This is a genomic window from Desulfovibrionales bacterium (genome assembly GCA_028715605.1).
GTDB lineage: Bacteria > Desulfobacterota > QYQD01 > QYQD01 > QYQD01 > QYQD01.
The window spans coordinates 289,944-314,743 of the sequence record JAQURM010000002.1; the positions used below are offsets into that span (position 1 = coordinate 289,944).

The window sequence follows — 24,800 nt, forward strand, 5'->3', positions numbered from 1 at the left end:
TTATAATGATCTTACGAGGTAAACTGTCCAGTCTGAATTGGACCTTAGCCTTTCATAGGCTAGCCGGGCTTTTTCTTCCTCCTTAAAAAGCCCGAATACTGTGGGGCCGCTTCCTGTCATCAATGTCCCCTCAGCCCCATAGGAAAGCAGAGATTTCTTCATAGTATGAATAACCGGATACTCTGAGGCAGTAACCTCTTCTAAGTCGTTATGTAGAAATTGTTCTATATTGATAATGTCTTCGGGCGAGAAGATAAAAAGATTTTCTCCGATTGTCAACTTTAAATTTTTATAAGCCCATTTAGTACTAACAGGAAAACAAGGACTTATAAGCACAAACCATAGCGGAGGAGATGAGTAAATAGGCTCCAGTTGATCTCCGATTCCACGCCCGATAGCTATGGTACAGGGTTCAAGAAAAAACGGTACGTCTGCCCCCAACTTGCTGCCTATGGAGCTGAGATTAGCCCGGGCGCAGGGATTTCCGTACACCTCCTGCAATCCATTCAGTACAGAGGCCGCGTCGCTGCTTCCACCGCCCAGGCCGGCTGCTACAGGGATATTTTTCCGGATTTCGATGTCAACACCCGGTAATAAGCCGGTAACTTTATAAAAAAGAGAAGCGGCCTGATAAGCAATATTCGTCTCATCTTCAGGCACCGTGCCCTGAGGACAGGACAGATTTATTCCCCTTTCCACTTTTCTGATAATTATGTAGTCAAATAAAGTTACCTTTTGAAAAAGGGTAAAGAGCGAGTGGTACCCGTCAGGCCTTTTCCCGGTCACTCTTAAGAAAAGGTTTATCTTGGCAGGCGCATAAAGGGTAATATAGTCGTTCACCGTTGTCCGTTCACCGTTCACCGTTCACCGAAAAAGACGGTTTTCGCGTTTTTCACGGAGACCAGCGGACTAATAACGGGAAATCGATAACGGTGAACGGATACCGTTATTATTCACCCGGAGTAATACTCAGATACAAGGTTTGCCCTTCGCGCTGTACAAGGAATAAGACGGCATCCTCTTTAGCCGCTTTCTCCATGGCCATCCGGTAATCTCTCAGATTTTTTATACTCTTGCGATTGATTTCTTTGATAATGTCTCCCTGATTGAAATCAGCATCTTCCGCCGGGCTGCCCGGCGCGATGCCTGTGACGATAACGCCGGTTTCGTCTTCAAGTCCTAATTCCTCGGCTATCTCGGGTGTGATTTCCTGGACGCTTAGACCGATTTTTCTCTCCACCTCAGTCTTGGCAACAGGCGGTTTCTCCTCTTTCATTTCGGAAATCTTCGCGGTTAAAGTCTGTTCCTGCCCGTCGCGAATAATTTTTATAAGGACTGTCTTCCCGACCGGAGTGTTTGCCACGAGGCGCGGCAAGTCTGACATTTCGTCTATTTTCTTCCCGTCAAATTCAATTATCACGTCACCGCGTTTAATATTTGCCTTATCGGCCGGGCTTCCGGCAAAGACGTCGCCCACCAGGGCGCCCCTGCCTTCTCTGATGCCGAAAGAACGGGCCAATTCAGGGGTCATTTTCTGGATAGCCACACCCAGCCATCCCCGGACTACCCTTCGTTTTTCCTTTAGCTGGACAATAATTTCTTTGGCTATATTGATCGGGATGGCGAAGCCAATACCCTGGCCGGTGGCTACTATAGCGGTATTGATACCGACTACTTCCCCTTTGACATCCAAGAGCGGACCCCCGCTATTTCCGGGGTTAATAGAGGCATCTGTCTGGATGAAGTCATCATATGGCCCGGCCCCGATAACCCTTCCCTTGGCGCTGACAATGCCGGCGGTCACAGTATGGTTTAAGCCAAAGGGATTGCCGATGGTTATTACCCAATCCCCGATGGAAAGGGCATCTGAATCACCCAGGGTTACCGATGGGAGGTCGCGGAAGGAATCGATTTTAATCAGAGCCAGGTCTGTCTTGGGATCCCGGCCGATGATCTCTGCCGAAAATTCTCTCTCATCCGCCAGCCGCACCTTTATCTGGTCCGCATGCTCAATCACATGGTTGTTGGTTATGATATACCCATCCTTATCGATAATGATGCCCGATCCCAAACTCCGCTGTTTCAGGTCACGTTCAGGGGATTGATCGCCGAAGAATTTCTCGAAGAAATCCCGGAAGGGGTCATTTTTATCAGATGGCCCCATAAAATGGCGGAATACCCGTCCTCCGCCCTTGATGGTGCGGACGGCGCTTATATTAACGACCGCCGGGCTTACCGCCTTCACTAAACTCGCAAAGGATGCCGGCAGCGCCTGGGGATTCACTGTATTGGAGGCCGCCGGCCTTCCCATGAGATCAAAACGGGAGGCCAGAACCAGACCAAAGACCATGGACGCTAATGCCACGGCAATTAAGGTTAACTGGCGTTTTTTCCTGTTATCCATAGGGATGCCTCTTGGATTCTTTATCAAACCTCAGGCCTCGCGGACATAACGCATGCGGAGGTCATACAGGATGTGCTGGATCAGGGCTTCTTCGTCTTTGGTCAGGCTGCCTTTGGTCTTTTCTTGCAGCATGGCAATGGTATCTATAGTATGCTTGGCAAAAACTAGGTCTCTCTCCCTTTTCCCGGTGCCCGGATCGGCTATTTCACCCAGGTGAACCAGGGCAGAGGTATTAAGAGAGAAGATAAAGGTGGAAAAATCAACCGGCGGCAAGACAGTGGGCCGTTTGGATTCCTTCGGTATCTCCTCTTCTGCCGGCCGTTCTTTTGAAGCGGCGGTAGTTTCCTGGCCGGACTTTTCCTGGGAGAAACTACGCCTGTCTCTTACCACATATCCTTTTTCTTTGTCCTCGTTCATGGCCGGTTATCCCTGAGTAGTTATATTGCCACGAAACTGTTTAGAATTCAAGCGGTTGTGCCGACACCACCTGTGGTATCTTAAGCATTTCCTTGAGCACCTTAGCCGACACCGGGGCGTTTGTATTTAACAGGATGACATTTCTGCCCGGTCCTGTCTCCTGGCCAACATGCATACGGGCGATATTTAAACCGGCCTCGCCCATGGTCGTACCGATAGCCCCAATGACCCCCGGCTCGTCTGTGTTATAAATAAAGAGCATGTGTCCTTCCAATACCGCTTCCAGGCGGAAGGTGTTTATCCTGACCAGGCGCAGCTCTTTTTTGCCGAAGATCGTTCCGGAGAGGGCGTTTTCTTCCTGCGGTGTTTTGACGCGCAGGGTGATAAGATTGGTAAAGTCTTCGGTTGTGGTGCTCTTTAACTCTGTGACCTTTACGCCCCGTTCCTTGGCAATAATAGGCGCATTAACGAAATTGACGTCGTGCTTCAAGATAGGAGCGAACAGGCCCTTCAACATTGCTATAGTTATCGGCCGGGTATCCATATTGGCGACGTCGCCGACATATTCGATAGTCACTTCCTGGATGCCGCCCTTGGCTATCTGCATCTGGAAACTGCCCATCTTCTCGACCAGGGTCAGGTAAGGCTGAATGCTGGCCAGTACATCGGAACTTACAGAAGGAAAATTGACCGCATTGGAGATATTACCGTTTTTGAGAAAATCAACCAGTTGGTTGGCTATGGCTACGGCCACATTTTCCTGGGCCTCTTCGGTAGCGGCGCCAAGGTGCGGCGTGCATATAAATTTATCCATAGTAAATAAAGGGTAGGACTCCGGAGGTGGTTCCTGGGCAAAGACATCCAGGGCCGCACCGGCTACCTTGCCGCTCTGTATGGCTTCATAAAGGGACCCTTCGTCCACGATACCCCCGCGCGAACAGTTAATCAACATGACCCCATCTTTCATTTTGGCGAATGATTCTCTATTGATCAATTCTTTCGTATCCTTAGTCAGGGGGACATGGATGGAGATATAGTCGGAACGGGTATAAAGGTCGTCCAGAGACACCAGCCCTACCCCCAACTTCTCGGCAGTTTCCGGCCTGATGTATGGATCATAGGCTATGACGTGCATTTTCAGGCCGCGGGCGCGGTCGGCGACGATACTGCCGATCCGTCCGATACCGATGATGCCCAAGGTCTTATTGAACACTTCCCGTCCGGTAAATTTTTTCTTTTCCCATTTGCCGGCCTTCATGGAAGCAGTAGCCTGGGGAATGTTCCGGGAGAGGGTCAGAAGCATGGCTATGGTGTGCTCGGCAGTGGTAACCACGTTACCGCCCGGCGTATTCATTACAATAATGCCCTTTTTGCTGGCCGCCGGTATATCCACATTGTCCAGTCCGATGCCCGCCCGGCCAATGACCTTGAGTTTCCCGGCGGCCCCGATAATGTCCGGGGTCACTTTAGTGGCGCTCCGGATGACCAGACCATCACAGTCTTTTATCTCTTTCTTGAGTTCTTCCGGCTTGAGTCCGGTCTTGAAGACCACCTTAAGGCCGGACTGTTTCAGTATCTCGATGCCTTTAGGAGATAGATTATCGCTGACCAGTACTTTCATTATCGGCTCCTTGCGGTTTAATTGGTTAAGCTATATCCCGGTGCTGGAAGAGATATTCTTCTGCGGCCCTGACCCCGCTGCCCAATTCCATAGGGTAACCAAGTTCTTTTAAGACTATCTCCACAGCCGATAGTACGAGTATGAGTTCGAACCTGTCGGTATATCCCATGTGAGAGATGCGGAAAATCTTGCCTTTGGCCTCACTCTGGCCTCCGGCAATGGTTATACCGTACTTCTCACGCAGCAATTTGACGACCTGTTGCCCGTCCACGCCTTGCGGCGCCCGAACTACCGTGACGGCCTCCGAGGGAACTGCCGTATAAAGTTCCAGCCCCATGGCGATTATGGCCTTACGCGCCGCTTCGGCCAGCAGGCGATGATGGGCGAATAATTTTTCCAGACCCTCTTCTTTTATGCTAATCAGTACTTCTCTTAGACCTGCGATCAGGGAAACCGCCGGGGTATAAGCAGTCTGGTCTTTTTTGAGGGATTTCCTTTCCTTAAGGAAATTGAAATAATATTTAGGCAGATTCGATTTTTCGACCCGTTGCCAGGCCTTGGGGCTGACGCTGGCGAAGGCCAGACCCGGAGGTAAGCAAAATGCCTTCTGGGAACCGGCCACAACGATGTCCAAACCCCAGTCATCGACCGCGATGTCAAAGACGCCCAGGGCGGAGATGGCATCTACGACCAGTATGGTGTCAGGATAGGCCCTGACGACCTCGCCTACTTCCTTTATGGGGTGCTTTACACCGGTGGATGTCTCATGGGCCTGAATGAATACGGCCTTGATGCTTCTATCCGCTTCCAGGGCGGAACGGATAAGGGCAGGATCTACCGCCTCACCCCACGTTACGTCTATATTTATAGCCGTAACGCCGTAGGCCTCACAGATTTCCGTCCAGCGCTCTCCGAATTTACCGCCCCGGACGACCAGGGCCTTGTCGCCTTTGGATAACGTGTTGGTTACGGTCCCTTCCATGGCCCCGGTGCCGGAAGAGGCAAAGATAAGGACGTCGTTTTTTGTCTGGAAGAGATACTTGAGCCCTTCTTCGACCTCACGCAGTATAGCGGCAAACTGCGGCGCCCGGTGATGAATAATGGGTTGGGCCATGGCGAGCAAGGTGCTCGGGGCTATGGACACCGGCCCGGGGGCGAATAGATATTTTTTTTGCATCAGTCTATAGTTCCTTTATTGATTGATTGTTTGGTTTTTATTTAAACTTTCAATTATGTTTTGCCTTAATGCCTTAAGGTCAATATAACTTCACGCGCGTTGACTTTGAGGAGTCCTATATCCAGACTGTAATATCTTTTACAAAACGTGAATATATGCTACTATTCCCGGACGTTGTCAAGAGTAAACCGGCCTTATAAAGACCGCATGAGGAGATTTTTTATCCGTCAAGGCATGATGATTTCGTAAGAAGTCAAGTTTACCGCAGAGGCCGCCAAGAACGCTGAGATAACATATTAAATAGTTTAAGGTTTTCTCTCTGGGCTCTGCGTACTCAGCGGTGAAAAAGCTTTTTACTATGCCGTCAAAGCATGGGAGATAATATGCCCCATCTCGCCTTTTATTTTGATTGCCTTCTTAATCCGCTCTTTTTCGTTGCGAAGGAAGATTTTGCCAACTTGGGGGCGGTAAAGGAATTAGGCGCCACGATAACCGGGGCGGTCGATCAGCTTTTATCTCAGGACATACCTGAAGAAGCGAAGGTCAGGTTGCTGGATATAAAGGGGCTATTCCAGGACTATGAAGGAAAGGCCTTGCCGGATAGGCGGGAAAGGGTAGCAAAGGCCCTGAGGGACTTATCCGGCTTGGCCGCAGAGGTCCTCTTAAGCAGATACCGGCAAGACAGAAAGATATTGGCACAGGATGTCCAGTTCCTGAAGGGAGTGGGTAAAAGCCGGTCCGGCAGGTTGGCCCGGAAGGGCATCAAGACCCTGGAAGATATCCTTTTGTTTATACCGCGTGCCTATGATGACAGAAGAGTGGTTACACAGATCGCCGACCTTAAGACGGGACAAAGGGCGGTAGTAGTAGGTGAGATTGTCTTATCCGGTACTGTTCGCTACCGGGTCAGCCGCAAGGCGGTATTTGAGATGATCGTTCGGGACCGGACCGGCCAGATTTCCGCCAAGTGGTTTAACTTCTCCCGTGTATATATGGAGCGGGTATATAAAAGAGGACTGAAGGTGATCCTTTCCGGCGAGGCGCACTCCTTCCGTCAGCAAAGGGAATTTATCCATCCGGACATAGAAATCCTGGATAGCGAGGAAGGTAAAGATACCAGTTTCGGCCGGATTATACCCGTTTATTCAGAGACAGAGGGGATATCGCAGAAGCAGATGCGCCGCATCCTAGATGGCGCTGTTACTGCGTATGCTTATGCCACGGAAAGTTTTATACCCGCGGATATATTGCGGCGAAGAAAGCTCGTCTCGCTCCCCCGGGCCCTTTCTGTCCTCCATTTCCCGGGTGATGATACCGGCCTGAAGGCCCTCATAGAAGGTAAGAATACTTATCACCACAGCCTGATCTTTGACGAGTTTTTTTTCCTGGAACTGGGCCTGGCCCTCCGCCGCAGGCGCACGGCCAGGCAAAAGGGAATTGCCTTCAAGGGTCAGCCCAGGCTTTTTCAGGATTTCATGTCCAGACTGCCTTTCCCTTTGACCCGGGCCCAGAAGCGCGTCATGGCCGGGATCGAAAAAGATATGGGCAGGCCCTACCCCATGCACAGACTGGTGCAGGGAGATGTGGGCAGCGGCAAGACCGTGCTGGCCTTTGCTGCGGCCATGACGGCCATTGGCAACGGTTTTCAAACGGCCATTATGGCCCCCACGGAAATCCTGGCCGAACAGCATTACGATAATTTCAGAAAGATGGCGGAAGGTCTGTCTGTGCCTGTTTGTCTTCTTACCGGTAGTACGCCCGGGCCCGCCAAGAAGGAGATATATCATGAGGTGGCCCGGGGTAATCCCGGTCTGGTCATAGGGACGCACGCCCTGATCCAGGAGGGTCTTGAGTTTGGCCGGCTGGGGCTGGTAATTGTCGATGAGCAGCATCGCTTTGGTGTCTTGCAGCGGGCGGCCTTGAAGGAAAAAGGGCCAAGCCCGGCCTGCGGTCGGCCTTTACGGCCGGATATCCTGGTCATGACCGCCACTCCCATACCGCGCACGCTTTCCATGACCCTTTACGGCGACCTGGATGTCTCTATAATAGACGAACTTCCCATGGGGCGGAAGCCCGTACAGACAAAGGTGTATGCAGAGGGGGCCCGTCCGCGGGTTTATGAAATGGTGCGGCGTGAACTGGCCAGGGGCGGACAGGCATATATTATCTATCCCCTGGTTGAAGAGTCAGAGACCCTGGACCTGCTCAATGCCAAGGAGATGGCTGAACATCTGCAAAAAGAGGTCTTTTCGGATTATGTAGTGGGCCTTCTCCATGGTCGTCTCAAAGGGGCGGACAAAGAGGCGGTTATGAGCCGGTTTAAGCGGGGAGAAGTGCAGGTGCTGGTCTCCACCACTGTGGTGGAGGTCGGCGTGGATGTGCCCAATGCCACGGTTATGGTGATTGAGCATGCCGAACGCTTTGGCCTCTCACAGCTTCATCAACTGCGAGGCCGGGTAGGGCGGGGAGAAAGGGAATCAATATGTTTTCTTATCGCCCGCCCGGGCCGCGACTCCGATGCCGGTCAGCGTCTCAAGGTGATGGAAGAGACCACGGACGGTTTTCGCATCGCTGAAGAGGACCTGAAGATCAGAGGCCCCGGAGAGTTCCTGGGGACGCGTCAGTCCGGGCTGCCTGAGCTGAGGACGGCCAATATTGTGAGGGATATCGCTATCCTGACGGCGGCCCGTGAAGAGGCTTTTCGCCTGATAGAAGAGGACCCGGAACTTAGCCTGCCCACGCATAGGGCGCTTAGGGAGATTGTGGAGGATCGCTGGGCCAAGGGTCTGGCGCTGGCCGAGGTAGGGTAAGTGCATTATTTCTTTTGACAACGATTGGCGCAATAAGGTAAGAGTTTAAGTCTTCATTAAGGCACGGCAGGAAGGTTATCATGGCAAAACCCATTTACGTAGGACTTATTGGTTTAGGAACAGTAGGCAGCGGTGTGGCCAGAATTCTCCTTGAGAAAGGAGACTTATTGGCCAAACGGGTGGGGGCGCCTGTTGTCCTCAAGCGGATTGTGGATAAGTATCCGGACAGGATTAAGCTTAAGGTAGCGAAAAAGCTGCTCTCTACCAATATTGAGGACGTCTTTGGCGATGACGAAATCTCCATAGTGGTGGAGCTTATCGGCGGGTACGAGCCGGCGCGTAGTTTTATCCTCAAGGCTATCGAACGGGGTAAACATGTGGTTACCGCCAACAAGGCCCTGCTTGCTGCTCATGGGAAGGAGATATTTACGGCGGCCGGGCGTAAGGGCGTGGATATTGGTTTTGAGGCCAGCGTAGGAGGAGGTATTCCGGTCATCCGGGCTGTGCGGGAAGGTATGGTGGCAGACCATATCCAGTCCATATTGGGCATTATGAACGGTACGTCGAATTATATCCTGACCAAGATGACGGATGAAGGGAGTTCTTTCGGGGATGTATTGAAAGAGGCCCAGGCCAAAGGCTATGCCGAGGCGGATCCCGCCTACGATGTGGAGGGGATCGACGCGGCCCACAAACTGGCCGTTATAAGTACATTAGCCTACGGCAGTTTCGTGCGGCTGGAAGATATTTATACAGAGGGTATAGCAAGCATTGAACCCGTGGATATTGCCTTTGCCAGGGAACTCGGTTATCGTGTTAAACTTCTCGCCATATCCCGCTGCGACGGTCAGTCGGTTGAAGTCCGGGTCCACCCCACCATGATTCCAGGCGAGCATCTCCTGGCCAATGTAAACGGCGTCTATAATGCCTTTTATATACAAGGAGATGCGGTAGGACAGGTGCTTCTGTACGGGTTGGGGGCAGGCATGATGCCTACCGGCAGCGCGGTGGTCGGCGACATTATTGATCTGGGCCGTAATGTGCTGAAGGGCACGACCCAGCGTGTCCCGGCCCTTTCATGTGCGATTAATCAGATGCGGTCGCTTCCGATCAAGCCTATGGATGATCTGGTTTGCCGGTGCTATATGCGCTTTTCTGTTGTGGACAGCCCGGGTGTTTTATCCAAAATTGCCGGGGTCCTGGGACGCAACGGTATCAGTATAGAATCAGTCATCCAAAAAGGCCGCGATGTCCGCGGCTCTGTTCCCATAGTCATGATGACGCATGAGGCCCGGGAGAGCAACGTACGCAAGGCATTGGCCAAAATCGACCGCCTGGATGTGGTAACCGCCAGGACCATGTTTATTAGAATTGAGAATACCTTGTAACTTAGGAATTTCTTTATATGAAGTATGTAGTCTTGATCGGGGACGGCATGGGGGATTATCCTCTGGAGGAATTAGGCGGGAAGACCCCGCTTCAGGCCGCTTCTACTCCGGCCATGGATTTCCTGGCCCGGGAGGGTGAACTGGGGTTGGTAAAGACCGTGCCTCCGGGTTTTGAGCCGGGTAGCGACGTGGCCAATCTCTCCATACTGGGATATGATCCTGCCTCCTGCTATACCGGTCGCGGCCCGCTTGAGGCCGGAAGTATGGGGATAACATTGTCCCCTGATGGCGTGGCCTTCCGGTGCAATTTAGTCACCCTGGACTTTATGGCCGATGGCCGGGTAGTTATGGTTGACTATAGCGCCGGTCATATCTCTACCGAAGAGGCCAGAGTTATGGTTGCCGATATCGGGCGAGAGGTAAAGGTCAACGGGCTTACGCTCTATCCCGGAGTAAGTTACAGGCATCTCCTGGTCTGGGCGGAAGGCAAGGAAAAGCTGGCCACAGTCCCGCCCCATGATCATACCGGTAAAGATGTTACCGCTCATTGGGGAGTCTATCAACACGATCCGGTTCTGATTAACTGGATCGCCCAGGTATTGATTATTTTAAGGGACCATCCGGTGAACGAGAGGCGTGTGCAAGAGGGGAAAAAACCGGCAAATGCGGTGTGGTTGTGGGGACAGGGGCGGATGCCCTCTATGCCGAAATTTTCCGAACGTTTTGGCATCAAGGGCGCTATAATCTCGGCCGTTGATCTCTTGAAGGGCATCGGCGTCTATGCCGGACTTGAGCCTATTGCCGTTCCGGGCGCTACCGGTTATCTCGACACCAATTATCAGGGGAAGGCAGAGTACGCCCTGGCCGCTCTTAAAGAAAAGGATCTGGTGGTGGTTCACGTGGAGGCCCCGGATGAGGCCTCCCATGGCGGGAATCTTGAAGAAAAGATAAAGGCCATAGAGAATTTTGACCAAAAGGTAGTGCGGGTTGTGGTAGATGGTCTGGCTGAATTTGGCGAGCACCGCGTCTTACTGGTGACCGACCATTACACCCCTATTTCGATAAAGACACACGTGGGCGAGCCTGTGCCCTTTGCCATCTTTTCTTCGAACAGGCGGGGCCGGTCGAGAGAAGCCGGGTTTAACGAGGTTTCCGCTAAGGAAACGGGCTTATTTATCAGGGACGGCTTTAAGCTTATGGAAAAATTCATTAGAATATGAATTGAGGGCTTGCCTGTCTTGACAGATACGGTTTTATGGTGTACTTTACAAAACGTCTGACGCGGGGTGGAGCAGTCCGGTAGCTCGTCGGGCTCATAACCCGAAGGTCACAGGTTCAAATCCTGTCCCCGCTACCAAAAAAATCAAAGGGCTATTCGCCGGAAGCGGATAGCCCTTTTTTTGTGTCCAGATAGTGCCTAAAATTTTTCAACCATTCCGCAGATTACCCTTTCAGCCTCTTCGCCTTTTCTTGTCTTGTTTGCTAAATTATAGTATCATCGCGGACATATGAAAAATCGACGAAAAAGTAGAGCCGATATAAGTTATAAATGTGATGTCGTTCAAATTTTTTAAATAGATGCTATGAATGATACAAAAGTCCATAACATAGATGAATATATTACAAAATCGAACAATCTTCTAAGCAGTGGTTTTTTCACCTATAGAGGCCAGTACTGTTCATCATGGTCTCTTGAACCTGGAATTATAAGGAAAATTAAAAATACATATAATGGAATTGGAGAAAGCGGTTTATTATTCAGACTTTCGGTTGATCATCTAATTGAGATATTAAAAAAAGCGAGATCTAATAAGTATTTTTCAGATGATATATGTGATTTAAATATCCTCGCTATTCTTCAGCATTATGGAGCCGCAACACCACTGCTTGATTTCTCAAATGATCCATTAGTGGCGTTATACTTTGCTTGCCAACCATGTAAAGATAAAGATGCCGAATCTGATGGTAACGTTTTTTGCATCAATTATTCTAGCCAAATCAGATCAAATTCTTCACCATTGCGACCTGTCAATGACCCATCTCTTATAAACATAGAATCTGCTTTAAATGATACCAGTCGTTACATATGGTACTGGTCGCCCCCTAATGATCTTTGTAAAAGAAGCAAAAAACAGCAGTCGGTTTTTGTCTTTGGCTGGGGATTATATTGGAAATATGACACAAAGAAGCTTATTGATGAATTAAAGATATTAATCATTTCTGCCGAAAGCAAGAAAGGTATTTTGAAAGATTTGAAAGAAAAATATGATATTTCAGAACAGACACTTTTCCCTGATATATATGGTTTTGCGCAATCGAACCGCTACGATAAAATAATTCAACATTACAGTGCAGAAGAATTCTATGATAAAGGCGAAGAACAATGGGGGGATGGCAGCCCCGAATGGGCAGCAGAATATTATAAAATGGCATACACTACTAAAAAGCTTGAATGGATAGATGCAAGATGCAAATGTGCCCTTGCTTTAAGTTGGAATGGCGAACAAAATAAGGCTTTAAATGTTATTGATGAATCGATAAAGAAATTTGGTGAATTTTGGAAATATTACGCATGTAGAGCGATTATAATCTGGAAAATAGAACAAGATTGGAAAGATGATCTGAGAAGAGCCGAGGAATTAGCTAATAATGCAAATGAAAGCTCTGAATTTAAAACTTTTGTAAATGACTACAGTGTATTGCCTTACGATTAAGAAGGAAATAAGGGGCAATATAGGATGCCCCCTAAATCCTAATAAACAAGGGCTTGGGAAAGATTCCCAAGCCCTTGTTTAGGTATGGACCTTTAAAGTGTATCATGCCATCTTGTCAAAGAAACTTTGTTTTTGGGCAGTAACCTGGGTTTTTCCATTTTGGTCATATTGTTCGTAAACTTTTTCCTCTTTACCAGTCGTGCTAATTTTCTGAGTATTAAATTTCAACCCGGCATCAGAATCAAATATCTTAGGGAAATCAGAACCGATCCCCTGCTCCATAATAGTAAGTTTCTCGTTGTTTATATAAATAGAGGATTCCGTCTGGTCTGGAGTGCTCGCCAGTTTTTGGCCAGTTACGTGAGCATATGGCTCCTTGCCATCTTCGGGCCTCCTGAATTGCCCGGGTTGCTGTTGCCGAATGTGAACGGTGGTCTCATTGATTTTCATGTCATTTCACCATTCATGAATAATGCGCTGCCAGGTTGTAACTAAGTGTCCGGGCATTGAAAACGAAAAGCCCGCTTCCAAAGGTGGGAAGCGGGCTTTTCAGTTATAAACATTCACTTGGCAACCCCGCTGCCCTGTCCGCTCAAGCGGATTTAGGCCGGAAGCTTTGCGTCCCAACCTTTCGGAAGATTTGCCCTTCGATAATATATATCGGCATACTGACAAAAAAACTTGAAAAATTATCAGGATAACGGCAACTACAAGGTCAAGAGCTTTTCGTGCTGTGTGGGAAATAACGGGACGCCTTGAATATTCTTACGGCTTTGAGCTTCTACTTTCCGATACGCCCCAGAAGGCGTAACAGGCCATCCAGGATCACAATGGGATGCGGCGGGCAACCGGGAATGTACAGATCGACAGGAAGGATACCTTCCACACCGTCATGCACTTCTTTGTGTCCGGCATAGGGTCCGCCCGCAATGGCGCAGGCGCCCACGGCAATGACAATTTTCGGTGCAGGAACCGCTTCATAGGTTTTTATTAAAGCCGGCTTCATATTCTCCGTCACCGGGCCGGTCACGAGGATTCCATCTGCATGGCGTGGTGAGGCGACAAACTGAATACCGAAACGACCAAGGTCGAAGACAACGGTAGTGAGCACATTCGTGTCCGCCTCGCAGGCATTGCATCCGCCGGCGCTTACCTGCCTCAGCCGCAGCGCCCGGCCAAGCAGACGTTTCATTCGGGCATCAAGGGACCGGGCAGTCCCCGTACCTGTACCCGGTAGAACCATGTCTTGCCGCCGTCTGGCAGCCATGCGGTATTCCCGGGAAAAACGGATCGCATTCACGGGACATGCAGTTTCACATTCCCCGCAAAAGAGACATCGCCCGAGATCGAGATGCAGACCATCTGCTGATACCTTTACCGCGCTCGTGGGGCAGACTTCCGCGCAGACCCGGCACTGTCCGGGGCACCGCGCTGTATCCACTACCGGGCATCCCCGGTAACGGTCCGGCAATATCGGTTCTTTCGCGGGGAAGGGAATCGTGCCGTATCCCAGCTTACATCGCGCAACTAGCTCCTTGAGCATTCCATCTCCCGATTCACAGGTCGTGTCCGCAATACGACAAATTGAAGCTCTTGTTGCAGAGCGGAAAATCCGAGATCTGCTGGTCGCGCAAGGCCATGGCCAGTCCCATCCAGTTGTGAAAGGACGGGTCCACCACCTTGTAATGGGCGAAGCGCCCCTCGACGTCCGTCACCGCCACGTGGCAGATTTCCCCGCGCCAGCCCTCTGTCAGGGAAACCACGAGCCGCTCAGGCGGCAGTTCCCCGGTCGCAGCCCGTATGGGTCCGCCCGGGAGCATCTCCATCTGTTTCTGAATGAAGGCCACGGAACGCTGGATTTCCAGCCACCTTACGTATGCGCGCGCAAAGACATCGCCAGTTTCCCCTAGCGCAATCGGAATATGGCTTAGGGCATAGATTCCTGACGGGAACTCGTAGCGGACATCCCGTTCCAGGCCGCAGGCGCGTGCAGCCGGCCCCACCAGTCCCAGGTCTTCACAGGTCTGGCGCAGCACCCTTCCCGTCTTCTCAAATCGTCCCACGACGGACGGCGTCTTCCAGAGGAGATCTACGGCCGTGGTCACATTATTGTAAATCCGCCCTATTTTCTCCAGCAAGAGTTTGGCCTGATCGGCGTCCAAATCAAAAACCACACCGCCCGGCCGCACCAGCCCTCGTCCGAAACGATTCCCGCAAAGGAGCGCAGTCAGGTTTAGAAAGTCGCCGCGCAGACGGCCGCAATGAGCTGCCGTAGGCAAATATCCCACGTCGCCGGCCAGCGCGCCAAGATCTCCGGTATGATTGGCGAGTCTCTCAATCTCGAGCGCCACGGCGCGCAAGGCGTAAGCCCGAGCCGGCACTATACAGCCCTGCAAAGCCTCTATGGCCTGGCAATATGCGGTCATATGGCCTACGGACGTATCACCGGCCAAGGTTTCCATATAGTGAGCGCTGCGCGAGGTCGGTCCGCCGAGCATGGCCCGTTCGACTCCGCGGTGCTGATATCCAAGTGATATTTCCAGATGATAAACGTTTTCTCCGTGGCATTGAAAACGGAAATGACCGGGTTCAATTATCCCGGCGTGTACCGGACCTACCGCAACGTCATGGACCTCTTCGCCGGCAACCTGGAAAAAGTCGGTCACCGAGGGCTGAATGGCCTCAGTGGCGGAACGCGCCCAGGCGTCGTAACCCGGGCGGTAGGAATAGTGGAACCGTATGGGCTTCAGCCAGGGGTGTCCCAAAGGCCGCACTCCCCATTGTTCGGCCATCTCCCGTTCGAACCAGTGGGCCTGCGGACAGTCAACGGTAAGCGACGGATAGCAATCGGAGACTTCGGTCTCGACAATAAAGAGCGCTCCTTCGCGGCTCCGGGCCAGTACGGCCAGAAGGCGAAGCGTGTTCGGCCCATGCGGCCTCCCAAAAAGGGCAGCAAGGCGTGCGCCGTCGGCCACACTGCGAACCACGGTTTCTCTAAATTCAGCGGTGGAAACGAGCGGTATATCGCGGAGACCCACCGGGCAGCTATTATAGGCGCGAAGAAAGCGCTTTGATTCCATCTTTAAGATCCTCCAAGCATTATGGCCGCCTCATGCAGGGTGCGGCCCAAAAAAGGCGGCAAATACAGACCCAGCATCAGGACAAACGCCCCGAGCGCTGCCGCAGGCACAAGCGCCAGCAGCGGTTCCGCGCGGGATGGTCCCTGATCTTCAGGGGCCTTACCCTGGGCCATACGGATCACAATAGCAGCCATTCCGGCAAAGATGGTAGAAAGGAGCAATAGATAGGTTACGGCCACAGCGGTGTATCCCTTGTCGAATGCTGCTTTGAGGATAATGAATTCACTTACAAAAGTACCGAAGGGAGGCGCGCCCGTAATGGACAGAAATCCGGCGACCCACAGTACGCCTGATGCCGGTACGAGTTGCAGGATGCCCCGGACCCGTGCGGTAGATTTTGTTGCGTACACTGTCAGCAGATTTCCGGCTACGAGAAAGAGCATCCCTTTAGTCAGGGAGTGATTGACGGCGTGAAAGACGGCGCCGAAGATTCCGTCCCCGCCCAAGCCCACTCCCAGGGAGAGGATGCCCATATGTTCTACACTGGAGTAGGCCAGCATTCGTTTAAAATCCGTCTGGGCAATGATGAACACGGCGGCAACGGCCATGGACACGAGGCCGAAGGCAATAAACGCCTCCCGGCCAAAGGCCTCGATACCGGCTGCGCTGCACACCTGCTGGATGCGCAGGATGCCCAGGAATGCGCAGTTGAGGAGTGCTCCGGAGAGAAGCGCCGAAACAAGCGATGGGGATTCACTGTGTGCGTCGGGCAGCCAGGTATGCATGGGGGCAAGTCCCATCTTGGTCCCATACCCGATCAGAAGCAGTACGAACGCGGCTTTCAACCAGGGCACGTTCAGCTTGCCGGCCTGCGCCATGAGATCGGCCACAACGAGCGGTATGGGACCGCTACCGGGAGCCGATGCGGCTACGGTAAGGAAAAAATTGCCAAGCAGGGCCAGAGCGATCCCGACCGAGCAGAGCAATAGGTACTTCCAGGTGGCCTCGAGAGAGCGGTCGTGCCGGTGGAAATATATCAGGGGGGCGCTGGCCAGGGTCGTAGCCTCGACCGCCACCCAGAGGAGCCCGAAATGCTGGCTTATGGTCACGAGCGTCATGGTGGCCAGAAAGAAGAGGAGGCACCCGGTGAATACCGCCTCCGGGGCATTGGTAAAGAGCACGCCCTCTTCAAAGTCTTTCCGCTCGCCGTGGGGTTCACGCTTCAGGTACCCCAGCGCGTAGAGAGCGGAGGCCAGAAAAAGCACACTGGTAATGCTCAAGAAGACGAGGCCGCCCGCATCTACGGCCAGCCACCCGCCCAGGGCTGGAGCCGGTCTTTTCATCCATGAGGCCGCGGTCATCGCCAGATGCGCCAGAGCCGTGGCAACAAGCAAGGCGCGCCGCAAGGCATCGTAGCGGATGACAAAGCAGGCAAGGGCTGCGGCGGCGGGAATAAGGACGAGAGCAAGCGTCATGGGTTGGATTCCTCAGTTTCGCCCTGGTTCCAGTCGCTGAGACGAGCGAGCCTGTGGGTATCGATGTGGTCGAACTCGCGGCTTATGTGGAAGATCATGATTCCCATAATGAAGACGGCTACGAAGACGTCGAGCAGGACACCCATTTCCACCAGCCACGGCTGTTCGGACGAGATCGTGGTTCCGAAGGCATAGACACCGTTCTCCAGCACGAGATAACCCAGGACCTGGGTGAGCGCTTTCTTGCGGGTCACGATAAGGAAGAATCCCACAAGGATGGTGAAAAAGGCGATGGCCACCATGAGCCGCAAGTCCGCTGAAACAGGCAGCGCCAGACGCGATCTCATGCAGAGGACGACGGCGAGGGCCACGACCCCGAAAATGATGGACAATACATACCCCACAAAGGGCTCGGTCTCGCGCCGGACGTCCGCAGCCCTCAATGCCTTAAAGAGCAGCCACGGGAAGACCACACCTTTAAGGGCCAGAGCGCTTGTGGCGAGCACTATGGCATGAACGCTCCACTCCGCAGAGCCAAACAGAATGGGCAGAAGGCCCAGGGCTATTCCCTGGACCGCCACAACCTTGATACAAAAACCGAGCTGGCTCGATCCAAGCAGCGCCAGGTTGCTCAGGATCAGAAGCAGAGTAATGGTGTCAAACCAGGTATTCATCCTTACCTCAGAGCCAGCATCAGAGCCAGGGTGGAGAATGCGCCCGCCCCCACCAGGAGCTGCGGCACGCGGACCAGGCGCAGGCGCGCCATACACGATTCCACAATCCCTACCAGCACGGCGACGGCCATAATCCCGACAAGGACGGCCGCCCCGTCAAGCCAGGGATTGCCCGTCCGGACCGGCACCACCACCCCCACCAGGAGAGCGCTCAGCACCCAGAGCTTGAGGGCCGCTCCGTAGAGAATAAAAGCGAAATCCGGACCGCTGTGGTCTAAGACCATGACCTCGTGGATCATGGTCAGTTCCAGGTGCGTGTTCGGGTCATCCACCGGGATACGGGCGTTTTCCGCCAGGAGGACAATAAACAGGGCCACAGCCAGAAGCAGCAGGATGATGCCGGACCGCGTCCAGACCTCGCCCGTCAGGGCGAAAATCATGCCCGAGAGGGAAAGGCTCTTCGTTTCCCGCGCCAGCACTGCCAATCCCAGCAAGAGGGCCGGTTCCGCCAGAGCGGAAAAGAACACCTCGCGGCTGGCACCCATGCCCTCGAAGCTGGAACCGGTGTCCAGGGCCGCAACGACCGTGAGAAAACGCATCAAGCCTAGGAGATACGCGAACAAGATCAGGTCCCCCGCAAAGGACACGGGCGCGCCTATGCCGCCCAGAGGCACCAAACCCGCTGCCGCCGATACCGCCGCCAGTCCGGCCACGGGGCCGCAGACAAAGACCCAGGTGGTGGTGCGACTGTAGACTGCACCTTTCTGCAGGAGCTTCCAGCAATCAAAATAGGCCTGCACGAGGGGCGCCCCCCGGCGTCCGGCAAAGAACGCCTTGGTCCGGTTTATGATGCCGAGGAGCAAGGGGGACAGCAAAAGGGCCAGGAACCAGGAGACATATCCGGCAGTGTTCATGGCATTCCCCCCAGTTTCCATACGATCAACGCCATGAGGGCCACGGCGATATAGAGCATGTACAATTGCACGCGGCCGTGCTGCAACCAGCGCAGTCTCGAAAGGCCCCATACGACGCCGCGAAACACGGGAGCGTACAGCTTCTCGCGGTAAGTATCCGGAGTAGACGTATGTAGGGCCGCACTCCGCGGGAAAAGACCGGAAGGCCGCGAGATGCGGCGTTCTGTCCAGAGAAAAATGCGGAAGAAATCCGTCAGGGGTTGAGCAAACGAGGACGCGGTGTACTGCATGCGCGGCGAGGGCTGGGCATACCCGCAATCCCAGGTAACTCCTTCCCCTATGGTACGCCTTGCCAGGAGCCGGAGCCGCAGCAGTGCAAACGCACCAATCATGGCCAGCAGGCCGCAAGCCCCCCGCGCCACCACGGCGAGCGGCTGGGCAGCTGTCATGAGTTCCGCCCGCACCACGTTTCGTGCCAGCGGCGCAAGCTGTGCCACCACGGGCGACATGAGCCTGAGGGCCAAGGGCGCCAGAAGCCCGATCAGAACGCAACCGGCGGCCAGCACGCCCATCGGAAGGCGCATGGCCCACCCCACCTCGTGGGTCCGGGACAGGTCGCTCCGCGGCTCGCCGAGGAAGATAATGCCGAAGGCTTTGGCAAAGCAGGCCGCAGCCAGTCCTCCGATCAGGGCCAGGCCGGCAATGACGGCAGACAGAGTGCCGACCACGGCTGCATCATTCACCGCTCCACCCCGGAAGGCGCCCAGGTAGATCAGAAATTCACTTACAAATCCGTTCAGGGGCGGCAGCCCGCAGATCGCCGCCGCGCCGATGAGAAAGGTCACACCGGTCCAGGGCATCCTTTTCATAAGTCCACCCAGAAGATCAATCTCCCTGGTCCCCGCAGCGTGAAAAACCGAGCCGGCTCCGAGGAAAAGAAGACTCTTGAATATGGCGTGGTTCAGCACGTGGAGCAGACCGCCGCAAAACCCCAGGACGATCAGGGCGGGCGATCCTATCCCCACCCCGATGACCCCCACGCCTAATCCAAGGGCGATGATTCCGATGTTCTCCACGCTGTGATAGGCCAGAAGGCGCTTTAAGTCGTGCTGCGCCAGGGCAAAGAGTACCCCCATAATTCCTGAAGTCAGCCCTATGGCCACCAGCAAATATCCCCACCAGGGTGAGGGAGGTCCCAGAAAGGTCAGGGCCCGAAGGATCCCGTAGATCCCGGTCTTGATCATAACTCCGGACATAAGGGCCGAGACGTGACTCGGCGCTGCCGGATGGGCTTCCGGCAGCCATACGTGCAAAGGCAGAAAACCGGCTTTGGCCCCGAACCCGACCACGGAAAGGAGAAAGAGCACTCCGGCCGATGTTGGTACCCCAAAGGCACAGATGCGGTCGAAGTCGAATGATCCCACCTCGTTCCCAAGCAGGACAAAGAACGCCAGCAAAAATGCAGCCCCCACGTGCGTGGCTACGAGGTATGTCCACCCTGCGTCTCGAACGCTCTCTTTGTGATGCTCAAAAGTCACGAGGAAAAAGGAGGCGACGGACATGAGCTCCCAGGCCACGAGAAAGAGCACCGCGTTGCGCGCCACGAGCACCATGCTCATGCTGGCCACGAGCAGGCTGTAGAAAAACCAGTGCCCGCGGACCGAGTACTTGCCGTAATAAGGGGTCAGGTACTCGGTGCCGTACAGGGCAGCCAGCGCCGAAATTCCCAGAACCGGAAGGAGAAAAAATGCCGAAAGCGGATCCATGCCCACAGCAAAGGACCCGTAAGGGACACTCCATGCATAACTGACGGCTTCAGCAGATCCGGACGCAAGCACACGGATCGCAGGCACCAGCCCGATCAAACTTCCAAGTATTACGCCGCCGGAACCCAGTCTGGTTGCCATACGGGGCCGGCGTGCACCGAGCGCCGCCAGTCCACCGAGAAACATGGTGGCTATTGCCATCAAAAGCACATTCATGATGTTTGGTTTGGAGCCTTTTCAGCAGTTGTGTTTTTTGCGAAGCCGCCCTCGATTTGTGCGATAAAGGCAAATATTTCCTCGCGCGAACCTTGGGCAGCCAGCAACTCCCGGAATTGATCGTTTCGAAGGATAAAGGAAAGACGAGAGAGTACGTGCAGGTGTACCCGGACCGTTGGGCTGGCGACAGTGAAAACGGTATGGACGGGTTTGCCATCCAGAGCGCCAAAGTCAACCGGTGTTTCCAGGAAACAAAGCATGACTATGGGATGAGTTACATGAATTATCACGGGATTACGCAAGTGGGGGATGGCAATGCCGTCCCCGATGCCGGTCGATCCCAACTCCTCCCGGGCCAACAAGACCCGGAATAGAAAATCCCGGTCTACGCCTTCCGGCAGGCGCATATGCTCAACCAGAGCCAGGAGTACATCTTCCCGGTTTTTTCCGCTAATACGGTAATGAATGCCCCCGGCCTGAAGGGCTGCTCCAAGGCTCGGCATAGGTAATTCGCTCGCGGGCTCGGAGAAGATTTCAGGCGAGACATTTATGTGGCGGGCCGTAGCCCACTCAAGCAGCTCGACTCTGTTAAAACGATATTGCTCGTTAACACAGTATGCAGGCAGTTTCCCCTGAGTTATCCAGCGATAAATCGTCTTTTCCGAGACTTTCAACAACCGGGCTGCATCACGAACCATCAGGTTCATAGTACATTGAACTCCCGCTATTTTTCTCTCAGTCTGGACATGTTTATACAGCTAAGGACAAAGGTTCCCTATTAAAGACATATGGGCAAAAATGTCAACCAAATTCTACTACTGAAGTTTCCTGAGTTTTTAAAGGGGCTTTTTATAATAATACGTTAATCTTAATGATAATTGGTTTTGCATTTATTAAGTGAACCCCTAGTCTCTTCGCTTCACGGCTTGCACAGCGACCCTTTCGAGGCTCGCAGGTGGGGAACGCTTACCCCTTCCAGCCACTAAAGGGCTGGTTTTCCCCTTCCTGCTCGCCCTCGATGGGTACCCCGCTGCTCCAGCAAGTTTCGCTCAGAAACATAGAGGTCCCCTAAAACTCAGGAAACTCCAGAATTCTACTATTGGGATGTGACCGTGGAGATTATCACCGCGCATTGGCAGCGGTCTGGCCGGTTCAGGAGAAAACTCAACCGGGGCGATTATGTGGGGTATTTATCCGCAGCAAGAGCGCCGGGTCAGCAGGGGATTGTCGAGAGGAGGGTTTTGCGGAAAATTGTCCGCTTTCGCAAATTGGATAAAATTATGCGCGTATGTCCGGGGTTACTGCCGGAATTAATCTTCTGCCGGATTAGTGGCACATAGTTTCTTTTGCCTTTTCACCTTTATTACAGTCATCGCATATAGCAATGAACTGGCCGTCTTCGATCTCCACTAAGTGAAAAGGCTTGTCCGACGCCTGCGTATGCCCGCAGTCAAAGGTGCCACAGCCGTATTGAAGCAGGGTACAAACTACGACCTTTGCTACAAAATACGGGCAGCTCCTTTCTTTCTTGTCCATGAACACCATAATCACCTCCTTGTGATTGTAGATGCCATTCCTTCAGATATGCCTGTTGTTTTTACTGTCCCTTATTTATCGTTTCGGCTGAAAGAAAGACCACGATAAATATTTTTTTACATTTCTTTGGATAAAGCCAATGCTAATGAGGTTTTTGCAAAAGTCGTCACACCGGTGAACCCCGGGTCGGGGGGCGGGGCAGGCACCGGTGTCCAGAGGTATCTCAATCTGCTTGAAATTACTGGATTCCGGCTTTCGCCGGAATGACGGCAATCCGATCATAAGAATTTTGCAAGAGGCTCTAATAGATTGATTTAATGGCGATTTTATGTGTGGTCTGTCAAAGACTTGACGGTTAACAGAACTTTGACGTCCCAATATCTTAGAAGCCCATCCTTGCTTAGTGAGCTTAATTACTTTTAAAAACAGCAAGTTAGGCTGTAATAGTATGCCTGGCATATTCTTTGCTCACTTATGGGTAAATTTTTTATCCGGGGAGACATGAGTATGGCGGAGAAGGAGAAAAAAGAGGCCGAGGAAGTAGAGGAGGCCGGGGAAGAGAAACCAAAGAAAGGAAAACTGTTTTCCCTGATTATTATCGTCGTAATTGTCTTAGCCCTTTCTGCCGGCGGATACCTTGCCTATACCATGTATATCGGGCCTAAATTTATACACCAGGAGAAAAAGGCCGCTGTTGCTAAAGAAAAGAAGACAGAAGGGGCGGAGAAGGTGGGAATATTTCTGCCCTTGGATCCCTTTATCGTCAATCTTCTTATAGACGGCGAGGGGACGAGATATCTAAAGATGAAGATAGACCTGGAGCTTGAAGGCGAAGATGAAAAGGTTAAGGCTGAAGCCGAGAAACATATCCCGCAATTGCGGGATACTATCATTATGCTTCTTACAAGCAAAACGTATGAAGAGGTAATGACCCTGGAAGGAAAGATCAGGTTACGCGATGAGATCATAATACGCGCCAACCATTATCTGGGAAAGAATAAGGTTAAAGGGGTCTATTTCAGCGAATTTGTTATTCAGTAAACATTTCTCGAAGAAAAGGTTGCTAAACAAATGAGTAAAGTTTTGAGCCAGGAAGAGGTTGATGCCCTTTTAAAGGGGATGTCGGGCGGGGAAATTGAGACGGAATCCGAAGAAGTATCTGCCCCGTCCGGGCATGAGTTATACGATTTTGTAAGTCAAAACCGGGTCATCAAGACCAAAATGCCGACGTTTGACGCGCTGAATGATCAATTTGCCCGCAATTTTCGTGTTACCCTGACCACTATGCTCAGACGTATAGTCGATATGTCTGTCCAGCCCCTGGAGGTGCTTAAGTTCAGCGATTTCGCCAAAAATCTACCTGTGCCCACCAGTCTTCATATTTTCAAGATGGAGCCCTTGCGCGGCAATGCCCTGTTCGTTATTGATTCCCGGCTGGTATTTCATTTGGTGGAGTGTTTCCTCGGTGGTTCGGGAAAGGGCCGCACCAAGGTTGAAGGCCGGGAGTTTACGCCTATTGAGCAGAAATTAATAAGCCGCGTAGTTCATCTGGCCTATGCTGATCTGGAAAAGGTCTGGCATCCGGTCCACCCGGTGAAGATTCAATATGTGCGCAGTGAAATAAATCCCCAGTTTGCGCGCATAGTCCATCCTAACGATCCTTTGCTTATTTCCCGCCATACGGTTGAGATGGATGAGCTCTCCGGGCAGATCTCTATATGCATACCTTTTGCTAACATAGAACCCATTAAGACCAAGCTTATGGCTTCTTTTCAAAAAGAGCAGCAGGAGATTGATCCCTATTGGTTTCAACAGGTGCGCGATTCGATACGAAAAATCCAGGTGGGATTACGGGTTGAACTGGGGAAAACCACTATGAGTGCCAACGATGTGGCGAGGCTTACCGTGGGGGATATAATCCGCCTGAATAAAGACCTGGGCGAACCCCTATTAGTTGACGTGGAAGGGGTTCCAAAATTCAATGCCTATGCCGGGATATGTAAGGGCAACAAGGCCTTTCAACTATTAGAAGACGTTTCTGCCGATTGAAAATACGGAGGTAAAAATGGGCGAAGAAGATATTAAACAGGCAACTTCTCAAGATCCGGATGCCGCACTTGATGAAGCTCATAAGGCCGAAGCGGAGAGCGGGAGCGCCCCGGCAGACATGGACTGGGATGCGGCATTTGCAGAGGCAAAGGCGGCAGAAGCCGGGAAAAAACAGGCCGTAGAAACAGGAGCGGAAGAGACTGCGCCCGTATCTAAAGAAGAACCGGCGACTAATATTGAGTCACCCCACTTTGATGATTTTAGCGGTAAGAGATCCAGGCAGAGAGGTGATCGCAGCCTGGATTTTCTCCTGGATATTCCGCTCGAAGTAAGCGTGGAGTTGGGCCGGACACGCATGATCATTAATGACCTTCTCCAGATGGGCCAGGGCGCCATTATCGAATTAAATAAGCTGGCCGGTGAACCGGTAGAGGTGTATGTCAGTGGAAGGCTGCTCGGCAAAGGAGAAGTAGTGGTGGTTGACGATAAATTCGGGGTCAGATTAACGGAAATTATCAGCCCGACAGAGCGGGTTAGGAACCTGGGGTAAGGGGATGTT

Annotated in this window: 21 protein-coding genes, 1 tRNA gene and 1 riboswitch; of the genes, 8 read left to right on the plus strand and 14 right to left on the minus strand. The window is 52.5% G+C overall.

Going from position 1 to position 24,800, the window contains the following annotated elements:
• The 5 genes from ispE to PHT49_04060 form a co-directional block, all read right to left on the minus strand.
• Positions 1–861 carry a 4-(cytidine 5'-diphospho)-2-C-methyl-D-erythritol kinase gene (gene ispE / locus PHT49_04040; protein ID MDD5451044.1) on the minus strand — a complete coding sequence of 287 codons (861 nt, stop codon included), beginning with the start codon at positions 859–861 and terminating at the stop codon, positions 1–3.
• Between the two features lie 88 nt (positions 862–949).
• Positions 950–2,404 carry a DegQ family serine endoprotease gene (locus PHT49_04045; protein MDD5451045.1) on the minus strand — a complete coding sequence of 485 codons (1,455 nt, stop codon included), beginning with the start codon at positions 2,402–2,404 and terminating at the stop codon, positions 950–952.
• A gap of 30 nt (positions 2,405–2,434) precedes the next feature.
• The gene (locus PHT49_04050; protein MDD5451046.1) at positions 2,435–2,821 is read right to left on the minus strand and encodes a DUF1844 domain-containing protein; all 387 of its coding nucleotides are present in this window, start codon (positions 2,819–2,821) and stop codon (positions 2,435–2,437) included.
• Positions 2,822–2,861: 40 nt separating this feature from the next.
• A complete protein-coding gene (gene serA, locus PHT49_04055; protein ID MDD5451047.1) occupies positions 2,862–4,442 on the minus strand; it encodes a phosphoglycerate dehydrogenase in 1,581 nt (526 codons plus the stop codon).
• Positions 4,443–4,467: 25 nt separating this feature from the next.
• Entirely contained in the window at positions 4,468–5,619 is a 1,152-nt protein-coding gene (locus PHT49_04060) for an alanine--glyoxylate aminotransferase family protein (protein MDD5451048.1), read from the minus strand.
• 383 nt (positions 5,620–6,002) lie between these two features.
• Here PHT49_04060 and recG point away from each other — a divergent pair, with 383 nt between their 5' ends.
• The 5 genes from recG (at position 6,003) to PHT49_04085 (ending at position 12,531) form a co-directional block, all read left to right on the plus strand.
• Entirely contained in the window at positions 6,003–8,429 is a 2,427-nt protein-coding gene (gene recG / locus PHT49_04065; GenBank protein MDD5451049.1) for an ATP-dependent DNA helicase RecG, read from the plus strand.
• A gap of 80 nt (positions 8,430–8,509) precedes the next feature.
• On the plus strand, positions 8,510–9,817 hold the full coding sequence (locus tag PHT49_04070) for a homoserine dehydrogenase (protein MDD5451050.1): 1,308 nt from the start codon (positions 8,510–8,512) through the stop codon (positions 9,815–9,817).
• 17 nt (positions 9,818–9,834) lie between these two features.
• A complete protein-coding gene (locus PHT49_04075) occupies positions 9,835–11,037 on the plus strand; it encodes a cofactor-independent phosphoglycerate mutase (protein MDD5451051.1) in 1,203 nt (400 codons plus the stop codon).
• A 60-nt stretch (positions 11,038–11,097) separates the two neighbouring features.
• Positions 11,098–11,174 (plus strand) — tRNA-Met (locus tag PHT49_04080).
• A gap of 226 nt (positions 11,175–11,400) precedes the next feature.
• Positions 11,401–12,531 carry an FRG domain-containing protein gene (locus PHT49_04085; protein MDD5451052.1) on the plus strand — a complete coding sequence of 377 codons (1,131 nt, stop codon included), beginning with the start codon at positions 11,401–11,403 and terminating at the stop codon, positions 12,529–12,531.
• Positions 12,532–12,633: 102 nt separating this feature from the next.
• Here PHT49_04085 and PHT49_04090 read toward each other — a convergent pair whose 3' ends face one another.
• The 9 genes from PHT49_04090 to PHT49_04130 form a co-directional block, all read right to left on the minus strand.
• Positions 12,634–12,981 (minus strand): hypothetical protein, encoded by a 348-nt coding sequence (locus PHT49_04090; protein MDD5451053.1) that lies wholly within the window; start codon positions 12,979–12,981, stop codon positions 12,634–12,636.
• 116 nt (positions 12,982–13,097) lie between these two features.
• A riboswitch (cyclic di-GMP riboswitch) is annotated at positions 13,098–13,186 on the minus strand.
• Positions 13,187–13,312: 126 nt separating this feature from the next.
• The gene (gene nuoB / locus PHT49_04095; protein ID MDD5451054.1) at positions 13,313–14,074 is read right to left on the minus strand and encodes an NADH-quinone oxidoreductase subunit NuoB; all 762 of its coding nucleotides are present in this window, start codon (positions 14,072–14,074) and stop codon (positions 13,313–13,315) included.
• Between the two features lie 13 nt (positions 14,075–14,087).
• Positions 14,088–15,611 (minus strand): NADH-quinone oxidoreductase subunit C, encoded by a 1,524-nt coding sequence (locus tag PHT49_04100; protein ID MDD5451055.1) that lies wholly within the window; start codon positions 15,609–15,611, stop codon positions 14,088–14,090.
• Positions 15,612–15,613: 2 nt separating this feature from the next.
• Entirely contained in the window at positions 15,614–17,086 is a 1,473-nt protein-coding gene (locus PHT49_04105) for a proton-conducting transporter membrane subunit (GenBank protein MDD5451056.1), read from the minus strand.
• Positions 17,083–17,760: a hypothetical protein gene (locus PHT49_04110; protein MDD5451057.1), complete on the minus strand. Its 678-nt coding sequence runs from the start codon at positions 17,758–17,760 to the stop codon at positions 17,083–17,085. Before PHT49_04110 ends, PHT49_04105 begins: the two co-directional genes overlap by 4 nt.
• 2 nt (positions 17,761–17,762) lie before the next feature.
• Positions 17,763–18,674: an NADH-quinone oxidoreductase subunit H gene (locus PHT49_04115; GenBank protein MDD5451058.1), complete on the minus strand. Its 912-nt coding sequence runs from the start codon at positions 18,672–18,674 to the stop codon at positions 17,763–17,765.
• Complete coding sequence (locus tag PHT49_04120) at positions 18,671–20,656, minus strand: proton-conducting transporter membrane subunit (protein ID MDD5451059.1); 1,986 nt, start codon at positions 20,654–20,656, stop codon at positions 18,671–18,673. Before PHT49_04120 ends, PHT49_04115 begins: the two co-directional genes overlap by 4 nt.
• Entirely contained in the window at positions 20,653–21,363 is a 711-nt protein-coding gene (locus PHT49_04125) for a PTS sugar transporter subunit IIA (GenBank protein ID MDD5451060.1), read from the minus strand. Before PHT49_04125 ends, PHT49_04120 begins: the two co-directional genes overlap by 4 nt.
• Before the next feature lie 619 nt (positions 21,364–21,982).
• Complete coding sequence (locus tag PHT49_04130) at positions 21,983–22,192, minus strand: hypothetical protein (protein MDD5451061.1); 210 nt, start codon at positions 22,190–22,192, stop codon at positions 21,983–21,985.
• Positions 22,193–22,666: 474 nt separating this feature from the next.
• On the opposite strand from PHT49_04130, the gene PHT49_04135 reads away from it, so the two are divergent.
• The 3 genes from PHT49_04135 to fliN are packed head-to-tail and all read left to right on the plus strand — an operon-like array spanning position 22,667 to position 24,791.
• Entirely contained in the window at positions 22,667–23,233 is a 567-nt protein-coding gene (locus PHT49_04135; GenBank protein MDD5451062.1) for a flagellar basal body-associated FliL family protein, read from the plus strand.
• Positions 23,234–23,263: 30 nt separating this feature from the next.
• Positions 23,264–24,241, plus strand: coding sequence for a flagellar motor switch protein FliM (fliM, locus tag PHT49_04140; protein MDD5451063.1), 978 nt, complete (start codon positions 23,264–23,266; stop codon positions 24,239–24,241).
• 16 nt (positions 24,242–24,257) lie between these two features.
• Positions 24,258–24,791, plus strand: a complete 534-nt coding sequence (gene fliN / locus PHT49_04145; protein MDD5451064.1) for a flagellar motor switch protein FliN — start codon at positions 24,258–24,260, stop codon at positions 24,789–24,791.
• Positions 24,792–24,800 lie beyond the last annotated feature (9 nt).

Bases quoted from the DNA above. Each gene is read 5' to 3' on its own strand.
- PHT49_04050 (MDD5451046.1), bottom strand. From the start codon at position 2,821: ATGAACGAGGACAAAGAAAAAGGATATGTGGTAAGAGACAGGCGTAGT.
- PHT49_04135 (MDD5451062.1), top strand. From the start codon at position 22,667: ATGGGTAAATTTTTTATCCGGGGAGACATGAGTATGGCGGAGAAGGAG.
- PHT49_04060 (MDD5451048.1), bottom strand. From the start codon at position 5,619: ATGCAAAAAAAATATCTATTCGCCCCCGGGCCGGTGTCCATAGCCCCG.
- nuoB (MDD5451054.1), bottom strand. From the start codon at position 14,074: ATGCTCAAGGAGCTAGTTGCGCGATGTAAGCTGGGATACGGCACGATT.
- fliM (MDD5451063.1), top strand. From the start codon at position 23,264: ATGAGTAAAGTTTTGAGCCAGGAAGAGGTTGATGCCCTTTTAAAGGGG.
- PHT49_04070 (MDD5451050.1), top strand. From the start codon at position 8,510: ATGGCAAAACCCATTTACGTAGGACTTATTGGTTTAGGAACAGTAGGC.
- PHT49_04125 (MDD5451060.1), bottom strand. From the start codon at position 21,363: ATGAACCTGATGGTTCGTGATGCAGCCCGGTTGTTGAAAGTCTCGGAA.
- PHT49_04120 (MDD5451059.1), bottom strand. From the start codon at position 20,656: ATGAATGTGCTTTTGATGGCAATAGCCACCATGTTTCTCGGTGGACTG.
- recG (MDD5451049.1), top strand. From the start codon at position 6,003: ATGCCCCATCTCGCCTTTTATTTTGATTGCCTTCTTAATCCGCTCTTT.
- PHT49_04045 (MDD5451045.1), bottom strand. From the start codon at position 2,404: ATGGATAACAGGAAAAAACGCCAGTTAACCTTAATTGCCGTGGCATTA.
- PHT49_04085 (MDD5451052.1), top strand. From the start codon at position 11,401: ATGAATGATACAAAAGTCCATAACATAGATGAATATATTACAAAATCG.
- PHT49_04100 (MDD5451055.1), bottom strand. From the start codon at position 15,611: ATGGAATCAAAGCGCTTTCTTCGCGCCTATAATAGCTGCCCGGTGGGT.
- fliN (MDD5451064.1), top strand. From the start codon at position 24,258: ATGGGCGAAGAAGATATTAAACAGGCAACTTCTCAAGATCCGGATGCC.
- PHT49_04090 (MDD5451053.1), bottom strand. From the start codon at position 12,981: ATGAAAATCAATGAGACCACCGTTCACATTCGGCAACAGCAACCCGGG.
- PHT49_04130 (MDD5451061.1), bottom strand. From the start codon at position 22,192: ATGGACAAGAAAGAAAGGAGCTGCCCGTATTTTGTAGCAAAGGTCGTA.
- serA (MDD5451047.1), bottom strand. From the start codon at position 4,442: ATGAAAGTACTGGTCAGCGATAATCTATCTCCTAAAGGCATCGAGATA.
- PHT49_04075 (MDD5451051.1), top strand. From the start codon at position 9,835: ATGAAGTATGTAGTCTTGATCGGGGACGGCATGGGGGATTATCCTCTG.
- PHT49_04110 (MDD5451057.1), bottom strand. From the start codon at position 17,760: ATGAATACCTGGTTTGACACCATTACTCTGCTTCTGATCCTGAGCAAC.
- PHT49_04115 (MDD5451058.1), bottom strand. From the start codon at position 18,674: ATGAACACTGCCGGATATGTCTCCTGGTTCCTGGCCCTTTTGCTGTCC.
- PHT49_04105 (MDD5451056.1), bottom strand. From the start codon at position 17,086: ATGACGCTTGCTCTCGTCCTTATTCCCGCCGCCGCAGCCCTTGCCTGC.